Here is a 16003-nt window from a genome sequence, read left to right as displayed (position 1 = left end):
TCTTAACAATTTAATAGGATTTAAACAAAAAAATCCCCTGAGTAAAATTTACCCAGAGGAAAAATTCTTAGTCTAATTCAGCAATTGCTTCTATTTCGATTATTGCCCCTTTTGGAAGAGCTGCAACTTGAACTGCACTTCTTGCTGGTTTGTGATCTCCAAAAAATTCTGCATAAACTTCGTTCATATCAGAAAATTGTGATAAATCTTGCATGAACACGCCAACTCTTGCGATGTTTTCTACTTTTCCGCCTTCAGTTTCGATAATATGTAAAATATTATCTAATGATGCTTTTGTAGCTTTTTTTATATCAGTTTGTAACTCTCCATCAACGATTGGAAGTTGTCCTGATACATAAATTGTTTTGTTAGCAGATGTTGCTTGTGAATATGGTCCAATTGCAGCAGGTGCTTTGTCTGAATGTAAAAATTTCATACTGTCCTCCTAATTCCACAATCTTTCTATATCGTAGAAAGAACGTGCTTCTTCTGTAAATACATGTACTATAATATCATTAAGATCAAGCAAAATCCAGTTACCTTCGCTGTAACCTTCTTTTCCTAAAATCTCAAAATCATTTTCGTCGCACACTTTTTCCACTTCATCAATAATAGATTGAGCGTGGTTAGGTGCGTTGGCAGTTGCAATCACAAAATAATCTGCAACAGCTGAATCTAATTTCAAAGTTACAATGTCTTTTCCAATCTTATCGTCTATTGCTTTTTGAACTAACTCTAATTCAGTCATCTATACTCCCTTCAATAAATAATTTCTGACATTAACACTAGTGATAGATATTTCCCTCTCACCTTCTATAAGATATTTTATCGTATCATCTAGTGATTTGACAATTGCTTTATTCAAATTTATTTTGGATAATCTTCTGATTTCATCAACGTCATCATAATCTCTCTTATCTTCGGTCTTATCAGCCAAGTAAATTATTTTCTCGAAATCAGTCATATTAGTTCTTCCAGTTGTGTGAAATTCTATCGCATCCAAAATCTCTTCGTCATTCACTCCGTATTCATTGTTAGCGACAATTCTACCCAAATAGCAGTGCAATAACTTAGGATTTTCCATATCAGGATTTTTCCCTCTCAAATCTCTAAGCTCTTCAAATTCTTTCTTGTACTTATCCAAATACATTTCTTCGTTGTTTTTTGCACAGTCGTGAAGAAGTGCCGCTAATTCTATTTTTGCAGAGTCTTGATTGTAGAGCTTTGCTAATTCAATAGCTTTGTCCCTCACTCTCAAAACGTGTTCGTATCTTGTTTTTTTGAGCATTTTACTCAAATTATTTTCTATTTCTTTAACATTCATATAATTTGTTTCTCACAATATATTCAAAAACTTGATTTGGCACGAAATACCTAAAATCTTGATTTGTTTGAACTTTCTCTCTGATTTTTGTAGAAGAAATATCTATAAAACTTGCGGGAATTTTCTCCACAAAATATCCCTTTAATTTTAAATCATCGATTTTTACATCTAGTTTGGACATCTCTTCTTGTCTTCTAATACAAGCCAAAATCTTAGTGTTTTCCAAAAAATCTTCTGCATTCTCCCAAGTTTCCACACTCATCAGCGAATCTTCGCCCATTATGAAATAAAAATCATAGTCGTAATTTTCTCTCAAATATTTCATAGTTTCCCATGAATATGTCACGCCATTTTTGTTGATTTCATAATCACATACATTAAACTTCTTGTTATCCTGTGTGGCAATCTTCACCATTTCAAATCTTTTTTGTTTGTCTGTGACATTTTTATCTTGCTTAAAATTCGGATTACCAGTAGGCATAAACCACACTTCATCCAAATTTTTGTAATTAATAGCTTCCATAGCTAATATCAAATGTCCTATATGAATGGGATCAAAAGTCCCACCCATTATCCCGACTTTAATCATCTAAATCTATTACCTTGTTTTCAGATTCTCTGTAAACTGTTAGAATATTTCCCATATATCTGATAAATTCACAGTCAAGTTTTGTCAATATTTCATCTATCAACATATCTCTATCGTCCAAATTATTGTTGAGAATTTTAATCTTCATGACTTCTCTCTTGTTCAAAGTATCATCGATTTGTTTCAAAGTATTTTCTGAAATTCCACCTTTGCCGATATTTACAAGTGGTTTGTAACCATGAGAAATCTTTTTTAATTTTGCTCTTTGTTTTGGTGTTATCATTTTATCTCCTATTCATAAAAATCAAATTCCACATCACCGATAATTACATTATCTCCATCTTGAATTCCAAGATCTTTTAATTGTTCTATAATTCCCTTGTCTTCCAAAACTTTTTGCAAGTGATTTACTGATTCGTACACTTCAAAGTTTGTTCTGTAAATTAAGTTTTCAATCAACGGGCCTTCGACAATGTAGTTTTCGTTTTCTCTTCTAACTTTGAAATCAGGTTCTTTTTCCTCTTCAAAGTAAACGTATTGTTCGTCCAATGTAGAATAATCATCTTCTATGCTATCCAAAGTATCTGCAATCAAATACATAAGTTTGTCCACATTTTCAGTTGTAGCAGCACTTATTTCTACGATTTCATCAACTTTGTCAGAATATTTTTCTCTGAATTCTTTTATATTATCTTCTGCCCCTAGGTCAGTTTTATTCAAAACCACAAGCATTTTTTTATCATTCAATTTGATATTGTATGAAGCCAATTCGCTATTGATAAGTTCAAAATCTTCGATTGGATTTCTACCTTCACTTCCAGAAATATCCAACACGTGAACTAAAATTTTGGTTCTTTCAATGTGTTTTAAGAAATCATGACCAAGTCCCAATCCTTCACTTGCTCCTTCAATTAATCCAGGAATATCTGCAAGTACAAAACTTTTCTCTCCAACTTTGCACACTCCAAGATTTGGCTCAAGTGTTGTGAAATGATAATTCGCAATTTTAGGTCTTGCGTTTGACATTATAGACAACAGTGTAGATTTTCCAACATTAGGAAGACCAATCAATCCAACATCTGCTAAGAGTTTTAATTCTAACTTAATTGTTTTTTCTTCACCTTTTGTTCCAGGCTCTGCAAATCTTGGCGCTTGTCTTATAGATGATTTAAAATGAACATTTCCCTTTCCGCCTTTGCCGCCTTTGCAAATTACAAATTCTTCCTTGTCGTGTTTTACATCGTAGATAACCGTATCTGTATCGTAATCTTTTATCAAAGTTCCAACTGGAACTTTAAGAATTAAATCTTCACCTTTTTTCCCAAATTGTTTTTTGTTTCTGCCGTCGCCACCATTTTCAGCTTTATAAATGGATTTGTAACTGTAATCCATCAAAGTTTTAATGTCTTTGTCACCGACAATTATAATACTACCGCCATCTCCGCCGTCGCCACCTGCAGGGCCTCCTGATGGTTCGTATTTTTCTCTTCTAAATGCAACAGAACCGTCTCCACCTTTTCCAGCTTTTAGTTCTATCTTCGCTACATCTATAAACATTTTTCACCTCTTTACTAATGCTCACTATACTTGTAAGTTTACATTATTTCCCACTAAAAAAGCAACACCTTACGATTATAAAAAGGAAATCCAATTTATAATCATAACAAAGGTGTTGCTAAAAAATTAAGCTTCTTTTGGATATACAGAAACTTGCTTTCTGTTTTTACCAATTCTTTCGAACTTAACTACTCCGTCAATTTTAGTGAAAAGTGTATCGTCTCCACCCTTTCCAACGTTGTTGCCTGGATGTATTTTTGTTCCTCTTTGTCTAACTAATATGTTACCAGCTAGAACGTATTGGCCGTCACCTTTTTTAGTTCCTAATCTTTTGGATTCGGAATCACGACCGTTCTTAGTAGAACTTACTCCCTTTTTACTAGAGAATAATTGTAAATCTAATTTTATCATCATTACACCTCCCGATAGTTAATTTTCAAGTGTTTTATATTTTCGTTTCGTATTGATTCCAGAGCGAATACCAATGATTTCATCAAAATATCCACCTGAATCATTTCAGTCTCATTTAGTAAGTCATAGTTTATTTCGAAGAAAGCATCTCCGCTTTCAAAATGAAATTTCAACTTATCAGAGTCAAGCTTAAGTATTTCAGTAAATGTGTTAACAGTATTAATCAGATAAACACTGATAGCGCTACAGACCACATCATTTCCATAGGATCCATGATCAGCATGACCAGTTGATTTGACTTTTACAAATTTTTCGTCTTTTCTAAAAATATCGACAGTTACCATTAAGCATCAATTTTTTCGATTTTAACTAATGTATATGGTTGTCTGTGACCTTTTTTCTTTCTGTAGTTTTTCTTAGCTTTGAACTTGAAAATAACAATTTTCTTGTCTTTCTTTTGATCCAAAACTTCAGCTGAAACCTTAGCTCCTTCTACTACAGGGCTTCCAACTTTAACATCGTCTCCAGCTACCATTAATACTTGATCAAATTCGATTTTATCGCCTGCTTCAGCTTCGATTTTTTCAACTTTAATGACATCTCCTTCAGAAACTTTGTATTGTTTTCCACCAGTTTTAATAATTGCGAACATTTAGTGCACCTCCTCATTTTTAAGACTCGCCAAATCTAGGTACTTTTGAAGTTTGAAAACCCGATTCGAGCGGTTACACACCAAATAATTGTACAGTAATTTCATTTATTTGTCAAGTTTTACTGTGAATTCTAATAGATTTAAATTGCTAAATCCATGAAAATTTATATTCGGTTCACAAAATTCATTTTCAATAAAATCTGATAACTTTTTGTTGTCACCTTCTCTGACACAATCCACAATAACCATTCCCACCATTTTCTTCAAATAAATCATCTGATGGAATTTCTTCAAAGCTTTTGTGTTTAGTTCGTGAAAATAATCCTCACTCATTATCATTTGAGAAGAATTCACATCCACAACCCACATCGCCTCAGTTTTCTGGATGACAATTTCTGCGTTATTGTCCAGTTTTATTATTTCTGAATTTTTATCTATTATATCACGACTTATCAAATTATCATAGGTATAATCGTAATTTTCATCAAATTTTACATTTAAAATCCCCTTGTACTGTCTGTAAACTATTCTGTCATTAGTTATCAAATAATCCACATCTTCTTCTTGAATTATTTTATCCACTGGATTTTTCTTGTACAAAAGTTTTGGAATCGGAAGGAATTTCTTCTCTGTTTCAATGTAACGTAATTTATTTACAATAAAATTCATTTCTTTTTCTTGTTGTGACTTTTCTTGTTTGAAGAAATCTTCTCCTACAATTCCTGTGAATGTGTATTTTTGCTTGAATTTATCGATATCTTTGTATTTTTGTTTTCCTTCAAATGTTAATTTGTCGCCGTTTGTGTATTTCAAATTTTCTGTTTTAATCGTAATTTTCGTTGTGAATTTGGGGTATTTGTCACCAATTGATTCTTTCGTCATCTGAACTATTATTTCATCAGATGGTTTCAAGTTTTTGGTGAACTTTGTATTATTCAGAAATCCTGTTTTCTTTTTGTCGTATTCTATAAAAAACGCGTCGAGTTTTTTATCGTATTTTGTGATTTTGGCTACGTAGATGTTACCAAGTTCACTGTCGTAATCTCCCAATAATTTAAGCTCATCATCATAATATCCCCAAGTGTTTTTGTCTATGAATAGATATTTCATCTTTTGAAAATCCTATCGAAAAATCCGATTTTCGCTTCTTTGTCTTGTTTGTAATTTTGGATAATTTCAGTTAGTTTTTCATCGACATTTTCAGAATAGGAATTAATTTTCTTCTCGTATTCTTTTGTGAACTCTAATTTTCCAATGTATTTGTAATCAGATTTCCTTTTGGATGATGAATCCGTAATTTGAAATAATTTTTTTGCGTGAGATTTTTCTTCATTTCCCCACATTATTTCTTCATCAAATTCTATTCCAATATCTTCAGTGAATATTACAATGTCAAACTCACTTAATTTATCCAATAAATTTTGGTAATCATCAATTGTAGCAGAATATTTGTCGGGTTTTATGGTTGAAGGTATAACATATCTATCTTCTGTGATTTTGACCATGGATTTCTTGTAATCAACCACATTACTCAACACATCCAATGTGTCATAAACGCAGTAATCCTCCACTCCTAAAGCGTATTCTATTTCTCTTGATTTTTCTGAATTTACTATTAAAATTTTTCCGTCTAATAAATTACAAAGGCTTTGTATCAACAAAGCCTTTTTTTGTAATTGTGAATTAACGAGTACTGTTTTCATACATATCATTCTCACTCTCAGTATTTTCTTGTTTTTCGTCTTTTTCTTTTTTTAATTTCAACGCTTCTGCCATTATATCTCTTGTCATTGGCCCATTATTCGTGCTCGTTCCACCTTGCATAATAACTGTTACCACTGCAACTTTAGGATTTTCAACTGGAGCAAATCCAATCATCCATGCATGGTTGTCATAAGTCTCTCCAGTTACTGGATTAACCCCAACTTGTGCTGTTCCTGTCTTCACTCCAGCAGAAACTGGGAAGTTTTTAAAAGTATTTTTTTCGTAGCCTTCAGTCGTAGCCAAGTGAAGTCCTTTTCTGATATATTCCAAATTTTCGTAATTTTTTAATTTGATTTTTTCGCTTTTCTTTTCGTTTTTAAATAGCGATGTGGAATTGTCATTGGATTTAACTTCATTTACAAGCGATAATTTGTTCAAGTATCCATTATTTGCAAATGCAGACATATATCTTGCCATTTGAAGTGGCGTGTATGCATTTTGTCCTTGACCGATAACTACGTTCAACATATCACCGATATTCCACTTGGATTGGCTCAAATAATCGAATTTGATTTTATCGGCGAACGAATTTCTCTCTCCGTCCAATTTCTTTTCTGCATCAAATCCCAAACTATCCAATGTATTTATAATATTGTTTCTCGTTTGAAGATTTTTATCATCTGCAAGTAACATTATTTTGTCGATTTTGGATTTCATTTCCTTTGCAGTAAATACTTCTCCTTCTTTAACGTATTTATCAGCGTTTTTTTCCAAAAACCTTCTGAATATTGCTTTAAAGTTATTTTCTTTTATTTGTGGGTCTGGAACTGTTCCAGAATTTTCTGCTGGAATATTGATATCTATTCCAGTTTTACTACCTAGGCCAAGTTTTCTTGCAGTAGACACTAATTCGTCAACACTTAATTGGTATCCCAAATCTCTGGAACGTCTTTGATCCTTTCCAAGTGCTAGAGAATAATAATAGTAGTTACAACTGTCCCTTAGTGCTTTCATCACATTGTCGCTACCGTGAGTTCCTTTGTGTTCATTCCATATCCAACAACCGAATATAGAACCGCCGACATCTACGTATCCTCCGCATTTTATTTCATGATAAGGATCAAATCCACCCTCTAATGCTGCAAGAGAAGTATTAAGTTTGAAAATAGAACCTGGTTGCATCGCAGCTTGCATTGGAATGTTATACAAAGGTCTTGGGGATATTGGATCTTTTGGATCTTCTGCTTGTAAACTTTCCCAATCAGTTTGTGAAATCCCAGTTGAAAACAAATTTGGATTATAAGATGGGAATGAAGCCATTGCAAGTATTTCTCCAGTTTCAACATCTACTGCAACTGCTGCACCACTTTTTGCATTTTTATATCCAGCTAAAGTTTTGTCGCCCCATTCGGATACATAAGTTCCTCCAGAGCTTACGGCTTTTATAGATTTTTTCAAAGATTCTTCGGCAACTCTTTGAACATTAATGTCAATACTCAAATACACATTGTCGCCAGGAATTGCTTTTTTCTCAGACAAAGTTTCAGTTCTATTTCCTTTGCTGTCGACCATAACTCTCAAAGATCCGTCTTGTCCTTTTAATGCATCTTCCTTACTTTCTTCAATTCCAGTTTTACCAATCAAAGCATCCTTGCTGTAGCCTTTTTGTTTTACGTATTCTTCAATTTCTTTCTCAGTAGAAATCTTTCCGATATATCCCAACACGTGACTTAGTTCTTCACCATTAGGATAATATCTAACTGACCTTGTCGCTACCTCTATTCCTTGATTTTTGCCAAATCTTTCCTCGATGCTACTCACGGATTCTTCCGTTAAATTGTAGCTTAGAGCGATTGGCTCATAACCTTTTTGTCCTTTGTTTTTTAATTGATTGTAAATACTTACGATGTTGTAAGCATCGTATTTTGAATATTTTTCGCATTTATTTTTCTTCAAAATTTCTTCATACAAAAGCTTAACATCAGAATTTATTTCCTTGTCGTAACTCTTGTAGAAATCTTCCATATTTTTTTCGTAAATGTATTTCCAATCATTAACACTAATCGAAGGATTGATGTTGTTTTCAGTGTTTACCGATTGAGCAATAAGTTTTATATCATCGTCTGTGATGAACTTATACGCCAAATTATTTGAATTCAATAAATCTGCAACGTGTTTGTATGGATCTGTAGACTTTTTACTTTCTGTGACAAACTTAGCCTTAACTTTTGGATTTTGCTTGTCTTTTTCATCCAAGCTAAACTCTACATTTGTTTGTATTCCGTTTTTCTTGAGTAAGTTTAGGGCTTTTTCCAACACGACAATTTTCTTGTCATCTTCTACATCTACTTTTTTCAAAAGCTCAACTATAGTATTGTCTTTTACAATATTTACAAAATCGTCAGCAGCTTCTGTTTTAAAATCAATTTTGTTGGACAACTTCATCATTTCAACTTTCTTCTCCAAAAGTTTTTGGTTGTCTTTGAGTTCCATATCTTTCAGAACGATATTATCTTGAAGATTTTCCTTTTCCAATTCCTTGTAAACCATCGACCTAATGACGCTGTCGTTCAAAAGTTTTCTGATAATTGATTTGTCTTTTTGAATTATCGTAGCTATCGCAGAATTAACATCTGAAGTTTTCTTTAATCCGTGTTTTTTTAGTAATTTCACAGTTTCTTTGTCATTTGTATCGAACTTTGTATTATCTTTACGATCCAATTTCAAAGTCAAACCTTTTGAGCGCAGTGCATTCAAACAATAATCCAAGACTGTTTTCTTATAAATTCCTTGATTAGTTTCTTGTGTGTAAGTCTTGTCGATCAGATTTGCCATTATGTTTTTATCCATGACAATTGATGCCACTTTGTCAAGCGGTGATTTATCTTCTTTCAAATAATCGTCCGTATTTCTGTAAGTAAAAGCGTTTAGTGCGATTGGAAAATCTTCGGTGTTCATCGAACCATCTTTTTCCAAAATTCTCGATAAATTCAACAATGCGTCATTACTATTGTCAAGCTTCATTTGTTTGATTTGATCTTTGTACAAATTAGCAACATAAACATTTTTCGTCGTCGCTAACAATTCTCCATTTCTGTCGTAAATATTTCCCCTAGGAGCAGGGATTTTGACTTCACGAAGTCTATTATTCTTGGCAATATCCCTGTAGTAATTTCCTTTAATCAATGTCAAATGCATCAATTTCAAAGTAAGTACGGTCATCATTATCGCCAATATCACAATAATTATCGTAAATCTATCGTATTTTTCAAGTTTTTTTAAAAATTTATTGTCAAATTTCTTCATTTTGTACCTCAAATAAACTTAAATTTTGGAAATTTAAATATCTTTTTGAACAATTTGAACAAAACATAATACAATAGAACATTTAAAATCATTTCGATTAAAATCGGTCCTTTTAAATAAGCTTTATTGAATCCATTTCCTGTAATATAGAGTACAAAATAATGAACGAGAGTGTAATACAAAGTCACAAAAAACGTAAGTATCATCCCACTTCTTGGATCTTCTTTGTTAATTCCTGCTTCGCTATTTCCAATCAAAAAACCTGATGTAAAATAAATCAAAGCTCTTACTCCAATAACTGGACTGAATATCGCATCCTCAATTAGCCCAATTATCATACCGTTTAACGAGCCTGTATACGCACCAAATCCAATGGACAATAACACTACTATCGGTATGGAAATATTCGTGTACACGTTGAACACTGAAATTCTGGAAAGAAGTGTCGCTTGGATTATGATGTCCAACAAAACTATCAAAAATATTTTTAATTTGTTCATCTAATTCACTCCTTGTCCATCAACTATAAGAACGCGGTACATATTGTTGAAGTTGATTTGGGATTTGCATTTAATAATTTTGGTGAAATTATCCTTTGTCTTGATAACTTCTGTTACTTCTCCGATTTTGATATCTCTCGGATACACTCCTCCAAGTCCCGATGTTGTAATAATATCTCCAACTTTTACATCAGCATTAGAATCGTACATATATCCTTTTAAAATATCTTTTTCTTTTTCATTCAAAATCCCAACATCTTCGCTCTTTGCTAGTCTAAACCCTACGTTGTTTCCGCTATTCATAATAGTGTCCACTTTGCTATGGTTAAGTCCAACCTCCGTTACAACTCCAACTAAACCTTTTTCGATTCCATCATTTGAAGACACAGCCTCTATCACGATGTCACCTTTTTTAATTTTATCCATTGAGCCTTTATCTATACTAAATCTCGTAAAAATATTTCCAGGATCTTTTCCTGTTATGAAAGCTTTTGTTTTTATAGTCCTGTCCTTACTCAAAAGTTCGTATTCTTCTTGCAAATATCTCTTGTCACTTATAACTTTGTTCAAATTATCTACGTTTTTTCGTAGCTTTGCGTTTTCCACAGTTAATCTTTGATTATCTTCACGCATTTTTTTAGTTCCAAAAACATAATGAACTGATTCCTTGAATTTGGAGCCTATCACATAAAACACTTTGTTAACAGGGGTAATCACTGTTCCTATCGCGTTTTCTCCAATAGACATGTAAGTTTTATTATTGTTTGATATTGTAATAGTCAATATGAGAAACAAAGTCACCGCAAAGAAGAACACTCTTTTTCTAAGCTTATTATTATATCCAAACTTAGCCAATTATTTGTCTCCCTTCTTTAAGAATTTGCCAATACCAATTCCCGTGCAATCCATCGGACTATCCACTTTCAACACCTTGATTCCCAAAACATTTGTGATGTATTCATGAATGTAGTCGATAAGACTCACTCCACCTACAATGTAGATCCCTTCTGCAATAATGTCGTTTGCGATATCCGGCGGAGTTTTCTCCAAAACTTTTCTCAAAGCTTCGATGCACATATCTGCTATCGGCACAATCGCAGGTGTAATATCCTTCGCCCTAATCTCAACAGATTTTGGCATCGTGGATATCACATCAGTTCCCCCAACAATCATCGTGTTGTTTTCCCTGTCAGAATTCAATGTCGCAATCTTAAACTTAATCGCTTCTGCTGTTGAAATACCGATGTTAACTCCAAATTTTTTCTTCAAAATTTGTTTTATTTCTTGGTCAATATCTTCTCCACCACTTTTGATGCAGTAGCTTGTAACAATTCCACCCAAACTAATCACAGAAGCTTCGATTGTACCTGCGCCAATATTTAAAATAATGTGTCCCGTTGGTTCATCTACATCGACACCCAATCCTTTAAGAGAAGCTATGTTTTCTTCAACCAATTTTACACTTCTCGCTCCAGAATTTAGCGCCAAATCTTCCACGCTTCTTCTCTCAACATCCGTCAAAGATGCAGACACTGATACACACACTTCTGGTTGAAAAACCGAAAAATTTGGTCTCGCTTTTTTAATAAAATACGAAAGCATGCTAACAGTCGATTCAAAATCAGCTATAACGCCGTTTTCAATCGGACTTATTGCTACGATATTGTCCGGGGTTTTCCCAATCATGCTTTTCGCTTCAGTTCCCACAGCGACAATATCGTAATTATTTATATCTATAGCTACAACGCTAGGTTCGTTGATTATTATTTTCCCATTTTCATCGGAAATAATGGAATTAGAAGTTCCCAAATCAATTCCCAAACCCTCTTGTTGAAATTTAAATAATTTCATTTAAAAATACATTCCTTTCCTCATACTCAGACTATCATTTGAGCTAACGATAATATGATCTAACACTTGTATTCCTACCAAATCCCCCACTCTATCCAATCTTTTTGTAACTTCAATATCCGCATTTGATGGAATAAGAGAACCTGAAGGATGATTATGTACTAAAATAATCGAATTCGCTCCCTTCTTAATAGCAGATTTAAAAACTTCTCTAGGATGAACGATAGATTGATTGATAGTGCCTTTGCTAATAAGCTCTTTGGAAATAATTCTATTTTTAGTATCGAGAAGTAGTGCATAGAAGTTTTCCACATCACAACTTCCAATCTCATTACAAAAAATCTCTGCAACGCTATCTGGATCATTAAGACTGAAACTATCCATTGCTTTTCTCAAAGCAAGTCTTCTTCCTATTTCAATTCCAGCTAAGATTGATGTAGCCTTTGCCATCCCAATTCCCTTTATCTTCATTAATTCCTCAACGCAAATATCCTTATAATCATTTTCATTAATATAATCAACGACTCTTTTGGAGAGAACTTCTACTCCCTCTTCTTTGATTCCAGTCTTCAATATAATTTGCATTAATTCTTCGTCACTCATTGAAGAAATACCATTGATTTTCATTTTTTCTCTAGGTCTTAGGGACTCATTCATTTCCTTAACTCTCATTGTTATCTCCTATTATTAAACAAATAATTTTTTTGCTTAGAAAGTGCATTTGTTAGGTAATTCGAAGTAAGTCCAACAAATACACCTGTAAATATACTCAAAAACACCAAAATTGGCAAATAAACCAAAATTCTAAGATTATTCAGCATAATTGCACACACCAATACTTGCGATAAGTTATGAGTAAAAGCTCCGAACAAGCTAACTCCAATCAAAGAAAAATATTTTCTCAAATATTTGTTTACCAAATACATCACAACAAGTGAGCTTACAGCTCCAGCCAATGAATAGAAAAAGCTTATAACAGCCCCTGTGATTAGCATTAGTAAAAATGATTTTAAGATTCCTATTACAAGAGAATCTCTAAATCCAAAAACAATTAAGCATGTCAATATTACAATGTTGCTGAGCCCAAGTTTTGCTCCAGGCATTACGATTGGAAGTGGAATCATTGACTCAATCAAGCTTACTACCAATGCAACTGCCGTTAAAATAGGAATATGTAATCTTTTCATCAATAATTCACCACATCAATATCATCTTTGTTTTGCTTGTTAGCCTTAATTTCTACAACTAATTTGTTCGGCAAACAAACAATAACATCCCCTGGTTTATCTATCTTTCCTTTTAGCATACACAACTTGTCCGGACAATCGGATTCAGTAATTGCAACACTGTATCCATTAATATGAACAATGTTGTGACCGTATTTATTATCGATTTTATAATCATAATGATCGATTGGAAGTGTAATTTGTTTGATTTCTTTTCCATTCACTTGAATTGAAACGTATTTGTCTTGTGAATTTACATTATTAATATTTAAAATCACAAACAATACAGCTGAAAAACACAACAAAAATCCAATCAAAATTTTATCGTATTTAGTCATTAAATTCTCCTTTAAACTACCTTATAGTTTATCATTTTATCGTGTATCTTTTCAAGATTAAACAAAAATGAAAATTCATTTGCAAATAAAAAAAGAACTTCGAAACTCAAATGCTTCAAAGTTCTTAAATCAAAATTTTTATGATTTTAAATCAAATTTTATTTTAATGAGTTTTTCCACCTGTAACTTTGATGTCTTCATCATTGTCTATTACAGCTTCAATTGCTTTTTCCAATGCTTTTGCAATTGTATCCAAGTTCATTGAAGCAGTGTGGGGTTTATCTAAAACTTGTTCTGGCAAAAATGGAATGTGAATAAATCCAGTTCTCATATTAGGATATTCAGTAGCTCTTACATGAGCCATTCCGTATGCAACATGGTTACAGATGAATGTTCCTGCAGTGTTTGATACAGATGCTGGAATGTTTGCAGATTTAATGTTTTCAACCATCGCTTTGATTGGAAGAGTCAACAAATATGCATCAGGACCATCTTCGGCGATTTTTTCGTCGATTGGTTGGTTTCCTTCGTTGTCTTTAATTCTACAATCATCAACATTGATTGCAACTCTCTCTACAGTGATGTCTTCACGTCCACCAGCTTGTCCAACTGATATTACAACATCTGGTTTAACTTCTTTTATCTTTTCTTTTAATTTATCTACACTTTTTCCAATAACTGTAGGAATTTCTATTTTGATTATTTCATTTCCTTTAATTGAATCAGGTAATAGCTTAACTGATTCAATTGCAGGGTTAATTTTTTCTCCGCCAAATGGATCAAATCCAGAAACTAAAATTTTCATAAATTTACCTCCTAAAATGCTAATATCATTAATAATACAACATGAACAACTACTAGAGCTAAAGCAACAGGAAGTTGTGCTTTAATAACTCCATTTTTATCTTTCATCTCTAAGATTGCAGCTGGAACTATGTTAAAGTTTGCCGCCATTGGTGTAATCAAAGTACCGCAGTATCCAGCAGTCATTCCAAGTGATGCTACAACAGCAGGATTTGCTCCTTTTGCCATCAATAATGGAACACCAATTCCTAGAGTAATAACAGTAAATGCAGCGAATGCATTACCCATTATCATCGTAAATACAACCATTCCAACAATATATGCAACAGCAGCTGCAAACACTCCTGCATCTCCTACAATTCCAGCAGCCAAGCTACCTATTAACTTGCCTACCCCTGCAGATGCAAATATAACTCCCAAACCACCTAATAATTGTGGTAGTAATGATGAAGATCCAACTTGCATCAACATTTTTGTAGTATCTTCTGCAGTTTCTTTTGCTTTTGGTTTTGCGATTATAATCGCAATAATCAAAGCCAATAATGATGAAATAGTAAGAACTTGTGCAGCTGACAATGAGAATATTCCATCAGTGTTTTTCAAAGGAATCTTAAAAGATTTCAATTGCGATAAAAGCATCGCACTAATTCCCATTACTAATGCTGGAATAAAAATCTTGCCTCCAACTTTTTCAGCATTTTTCATTCTTTCTTCTTCTGTTAGTTCTTTAAATTCTGCTGGTTTGATTTGATTTGCAATTGATAATACTCCCAAGAATAAAAGTATAACACCTACAATTATTCCACCAGATTCTACATTTCTTACCAAAAATCCTCCACCAGCAAACAATACTCCAAGTAATATCCAGAAAAGCATTGTACCTATTTTTGCTTCTTTGTTGAATCTTGCACGGATACCAGTCATTATGCAGATAATTCCACATAAGATGTATGCTATCTCATCAAGAACAACCTGATTATCTACAAAAAAATCAAACATTTTTTATATCCTTTCTAAGTTTCATTTCAAAAACAGCACATTGTATAAGTGCAATAATCAACATGCTAACACCTGCAAATATAGACCATTTTGCTATTTCTGCAGTTTCCAATGGAAATCCCGCATCTTTTAATGTAGTTTGCATCAAAAGTACACCAGATGCCAATGGAAATATATTTTGTCCGTAGAAGTTACCGTAGTTTTCAACAGCAGCAGCTAAACCCTTTAACTCGTCAAGTCTTACTTCTGTCAAATCAACTTTCTTTCTTGCAGCACCTTCAGCCATTGGTAAAATCAATGGACGTATAAATTGAACGTGTCCACCAAGTCTTAAAGAAAACGCAGCTGCAATCCATCTAATGAACAAGTATATCCACAAAACAGAACCTGCACTAGCCATTTTGAATTTGGAAATAAAATCTCTAGCCTTTTCCTTAAGTCCGTATCGTTCCATAATTGCGATAACAGGAAATGAAATCAAGAACAAACTCATAAGCCTATTATTGACAAATCCTTCTCCCATAATTTTCAAAGTGCCTGTTAATCCAAGACCTCCCGCAAGACCTGTAACAAGACCTGCCAAGAGAACTATTCCCAAAACATCTAGTTTTAGTGCGAATCCAACGACAATAATTAATATTCCTATGAAAACTAAATATTCTCCCATATTGCTCTCCTTAATTTTTATTAGCCAAACAAAATTTGACTTCTTAAAATTATACCCGATACTTTTTCTTTTTAA

The 16003-nt window shown here is 33.1% G+C and carries 21 protein-coding genes and 1 other annotated feature; all 21 genes read right to left on the bottom strand.

The window, feature by feature from the left end; genetic code table 11:
- Positions 1–67: 67 nt before the first annotated feature.
- The 21 genes from GKG00_RS04260 to GKG00_RS04160 all read right to left on the bottom strand — a co-directional run bounded on the left by GKG00_RS04260 (position 68) and on the right by GKG00_RS04160 (position 15928).
- Positions 68–436 carry a Rid family detoxifying hydrolase gene (locus GKG00_RS04260; RefSeq protein WP_094223227.1) on the bottom strand — a complete coding sequence of 123 codons (369 nt, stop codon included), beginning with the start codon at positions 434–436 and terminating at the stop codon, positions 68–70.
- A gap of 9 nt (positions 437–445) precedes the next feature.
- Entirely contained in the window at positions 446–748 is a 303-nt protein-coding gene (rsfS, locus tag GKG00_RS04255; RefSeq protein WP_154254418.1) for a ribosome silencing factor, read from the bottom strand.
- The gene (gene yqeK / locus GKG00_RS04250) at positions 749–1324 is read right to left on the bottom strand and encodes a bis(5'-nucleosyl)-tetraphosphatase (symmetrical) YqeK (protein WP_154254417.1); all 576 of its coding nucleotides are present in this window, start codon (positions 1322–1324) and stop codon (positions 749–751) included.
- Positions 1314–1913: a nicotinate-nucleotide adenylyltransferase gene (nadD, locus tag GKG00_RS04245; protein WP_154254416.1), complete on the bottom strand. Its 600-nt coding sequence runs from the start codon at positions 1911–1913 to the stop codon at positions 1314–1316. Before nadD ends, yqeK begins: the two co-directional genes overlap by 11 nt.
- Positions 1906–2196 carry a YhbY family RNA-binding protein gene (locus GKG00_RS04240; protein ID WP_154254414.1) on the bottom strand — a complete coding sequence of 97 codons (291 nt, stop codon included), beginning with the start codon at positions 2194–2196 and terminating at the stop codon, positions 1906–1908. Before GKG00_RS04240 ends, nadD begins: the two co-directional genes overlap by 8 nt.
- Positions 2197–2204: 8 nt before the next feature.
- Positions 2205–3470 (bottom strand): GTPase ObgE, encoded by a 1266-nt coding sequence (gene obgE, locus GKG00_RS04235; protein WP_154254412.1) that lies wholly within the window; start codon positions 3468–3470, stop codon positions 2205–2207.
- A 126-nt stretch (positions 3471–3596) separates the two neighbouring features.
- Positions 3597–3881: a 50S ribosomal protein L27 gene (gene rpmA, locus GKG00_RS04230; RefSeq protein ID WP_035109683.1), complete on the bottom strand. Its 285-nt coding sequence runs from the start codon at positions 3879–3881 to the stop codon at positions 3597–3599.
- A 2-nt stretch (positions 3882–3883) separates the two neighbouring features.
- The gene (locus GKG00_RS04225; RefSeq protein WP_094205326.1) at positions 3884–4225 is read right to left on the bottom strand and encodes a ribosomal-processing cysteine protease Prp; all 342 of its coding nucleotides are present in this window, start codon (positions 4223–4225) and stop codon (positions 3884–3886) included.
- The gene (gene rplU, locus GKG00_RS04220) at positions 4225–4533 is read right to left on the bottom strand and encodes a 50S ribosomal protein L21 (RefSeq protein WP_094208313.1); all 309 of its coding nucleotides are present in this window, start codon (positions 4531–4533) and stop codon (positions 4225–4227) included. Before rplU ends, GKG00_RS04225 begins: the two co-directional genes overlap by 1 nt.
- Before the next feature lie 12 nt (positions 4534–4545).
- Positions 4546–4618, bottom strand: a sequence feature (ribosomal protein L21 leader region).
- A gap of 20 nt (positions 4619–4638) precedes the next feature.
- Positions 4639–5643 carry a ribonuclease E/G gene (locus GKG00_RS04215; RefSeq protein WP_154254410.1) on the bottom strand — a complete coding sequence of 335 codons (1005 nt, stop codon included), beginning with the start codon at positions 5641–5643 and terminating at the stop codon, positions 4639–4641.
- Positions 5640–6236 carry a cell division inhibitor gene (locus GKG00_RS04210; RefSeq protein WP_154254409.1) on the bottom strand — a complete coding sequence of 199 codons (597 nt, stop codon included), beginning with the start codon at positions 6234–6236 and terminating at the stop codon, positions 5640–5642. The genes GKG00_RS04215 and GKG00_RS04210 overlap by 4 nt, the downstream gene beginning before the upstream one ends.
- Positions 6217–9543: a penicillin-binding transpeptidase domain-containing protein gene (locus tag GKG00_RS04205; protein WP_154254408.1), complete on the bottom strand. Its 3327-nt coding sequence runs from the start codon at positions 9541–9543 to the stop codon at positions 6217–6219. The genes GKG00_RS04210 and GKG00_RS04205 overlap by 20 nt, the downstream gene beginning before the upstream one ends.
- An 8-nt stretch (positions 9544–9551) precedes the next feature.
- Entirely contained in the window at positions 9552–10043 is a 492-nt protein-coding gene (gene mreD, locus GKG00_RS04200; RefSeq protein WP_002838856.1) for a rod shape-determining protein MreD, read from the bottom strand.
- Complete coding sequence (mreC, locus tag GKG00_RS04195) at positions 10044–10898, bottom strand: rod shape-determining protein MreC (protein WP_154254406.1); 855 nt, start codon at positions 10896–10898, stop codon at positions 10044–10046.
- A complete protein-coding gene (locus tag GKG00_RS04190; protein WP_154254405.1) occupies positions 10899–11894 on the bottom strand; it encodes a rod shape-determining protein in 996 nt (331 codons plus the stop codon). It abuts the gene before it with no gap.
- On the bottom strand, positions 11895–12566 hold the full coding sequence (gene radC / locus GKG00_RS04185; RefSeq protein ID WP_154254404.1) for a DNA repair protein RadC: 672 nt from the start codon (positions 12564–12566) through the stop codon (positions 11895–11897).
- A gap of 2 nt (positions 12567–12568) precedes the next feature.
- Complete coding sequence (locus GKG00_RS04180) at positions 12569–13081, bottom strand: Gx transporter family protein (protein WP_002835538.1); 513 nt, start codon at positions 13079–13081, stop codon at positions 12569–12571.
- Positions 13081–13458, bottom strand: coding sequence for a NusG domain II-containing protein (locus GKG00_RS04175; protein ID WP_094206822.1), 378 nt, complete (start codon positions 13456–13458; stop codon positions 13081–13083). Before GKG00_RS04175 ends, GKG00_RS04180 begins: the two co-directional genes overlap by 1 nt.
- A 163-nt stretch (positions 13459–13621) precedes the next feature.
- Positions 13622–14263, bottom strand: a complete 642-nt coding sequence (gene pcp, locus GKG00_RS04170) for a pyroglutamyl-peptidase I (RefSeq protein ID WP_094206821.1) — start codon at positions 14261–14263, stop codon at positions 13622–13624.
- An 11-nt stretch (positions 14264–14274) separates the two neighbouring features.
- Positions 14275–15261 carry a DUF979 family protein gene (locus GKG00_RS04165; RefSeq protein WP_154254403.1) on the bottom strand — a complete coding sequence of 329 codons (987 nt, stop codon included), beginning with the start codon at positions 15259–15261 and terminating at the stop codon, positions 14275–14277.
- The gene (locus GKG00_RS04160; protein ID WP_002835543.1) at positions 15254–15928 is read right to left on the bottom strand and encodes a DUF969 domain-containing protein; all 675 of its coding nucleotides are present in this window, start codon (positions 15926–15928) and stop codon (positions 15254–15256) included. The genes GKG00_RS04165 and GKG00_RS04160 overlap by 8 nt, the downstream gene beginning before the upstream one ends.
- Between the last annotated feature and the right edge of the window lie 75 nt (positions 15929–16003).

Origin of the sequence: Finegoldia sp. BIOML-A1 (genome assembly GCF_009678325.1) — a bacterium.
GTDB classification, from domain to species: Bacteria; Bacillota; Clostridia; order Tissierellales; family Peptoniphilaceae; genus Finegoldia; species Finegoldia magna.
Note: the sequence above shows the minus strand (reverse complement) of the source record. Positions and strands in the feature narration are given on the sequence as shown.

What these genes read in the sequence shown, in the direction of transcription:
- obgE (WP_154254412.1), bottom strand. Translation starts at nt 3,470, where the DNA reads ATGTTTATAGATGTAGCGAAGATAGAACTAAAAGCTGGAAAAGGTGGA.
- nadD (WP_154254416.1), bottom strand. Translation starts at nt 1,913, where the DNA reads ATGATTAAAGTCGGGATAATGGGTGGGACTTTTGATCCCATTCATATA.
- GKG00_RS04160 (WP_002835543.1), bottom strand. Translation starts at nt 15,928, where the DNA reads ATGGGAGAATATTTAGTTTTCATAGGAATATTAATTATTGTCGTTGGA.
- GKG00_RS04225 (WP_094205326.1), bottom strand. Translation starts at nt 4,225, where the DNA reads ATGGTAACTGTCGATATTTTTAGAAAAGACGAAAAATTTGTAAAAGTC.
- GKG00_RS04260 (WP_094223227.1), bottom strand. Translation starts at nt 436, where the DNA reads ATGAAATTTTTACATTCAGACAAAGCACCTGCTGCAATTGGACCATAT.
- GKG00_RS04190 (WP_154254405.1), bottom strand. Translation starts at nt 11,894, where the DNA reads ATGAAATTATTTAAATTTCAACAAGAGGGTTTGGGAATTGATTTGGGA.
- GKG00_RS04240 (WP_154254414.1), bottom strand. Translation starts at nt 2,196, where the DNA reads ATGATAACACCAAAACAAAGAGCAAAATTAAAAAAGATTTCTCATGGT.
- rplU (WP_094208313.1), bottom strand. Translation starts at nt 4,533, where the DNA reads ATGTTCGCAATTATTAAAACTGGTGGAAAACAATACAAAGTTTCTGAA.
- GKG00_RS04205 (WP_154254408.1), bottom strand. Translation starts at nt 9,543, where the DNA reads ATGAAGAAATTTGACAATAAATTTTTAAAAAAACTTGAAAAATACGAT.
- pcp (WP_094206821.1), bottom strand. Translation starts at nt 14,263, where the DNA reads ATGAAAATTTTAGTTTCTGGATTTGATCCATTTGGCGGAGAAAAAATT.
- GKG00_RS04215 (WP_154254410.1), bottom strand. Translation starts at nt 5,643, where the DNA reads ATGAAATATCTATTCATAGACAAAAACACTTGGGGATATTATGATGAT.
- rsfS (WP_154254418.1), bottom strand. Translation starts at nt 748, where the DNA reads ATGACTGAATTAGAGTTAGTTCAAAAAGCAATAGACGATAAGATTGGA.
- GKG00_RS04210 (WP_154254409.1), bottom strand. Translation starts at nt 6,236, where the DNA reads ATGAAAACAGTACTCGTTAATTCACAATTACAAAAAAAGGCTTTGTTG.
- GKG00_RS04175 (WP_094206822.1), bottom strand. Translation starts at nt 13,458, where the DNA reads ATGACTAAATACGATAAAATTTTGATTGGATTTTTGTTGTGTTTTTCA.
- rpmA (WP_035109683.1), bottom strand. Translation starts at nt 3,881, where the DNA reads ATGATAAAATTAGATTTACAATTATTCTCTAGTAAAAAGGGAGTAAGT.
- mreD (WP_002838856.1), bottom strand. Translation starts at nt 10,043, where the DNA reads ATGAACAAATTAAAAATATTTTTGATAGTTTTGTTGGACATCATAATC.
- radC (WP_154254404.1), bottom strand. Translation starts at nt 12,566, where the DNA reads ATGAGAGTTAAGGAAATGAATGAGTCCCTAAGACCTAGAGAAAAAATG.
- yqeK (WP_154254417.1), bottom strand. Translation starts at nt 1,324, where the DNA reads ATGAATGTTAAAGAAATAGAAAATAATTTGAGTAAAATGCTCAAAAAA.
- GKG00_RS04180 (WP_002835538.1), bottom strand. Translation starts at nt 13,081, where the DNA reads ATGAAAAGATTACATATTCCTATTTTAACGGCAGTTGCATTGGTAGTA.
- GKG00_RS04165 (WP_154254403.1), bottom strand. Translation starts at nt 15,261, where the DNA reads ATGTTTGATTTTTTTGTAGATAATCAGGTTGTTCTTGATGAGATAGCA.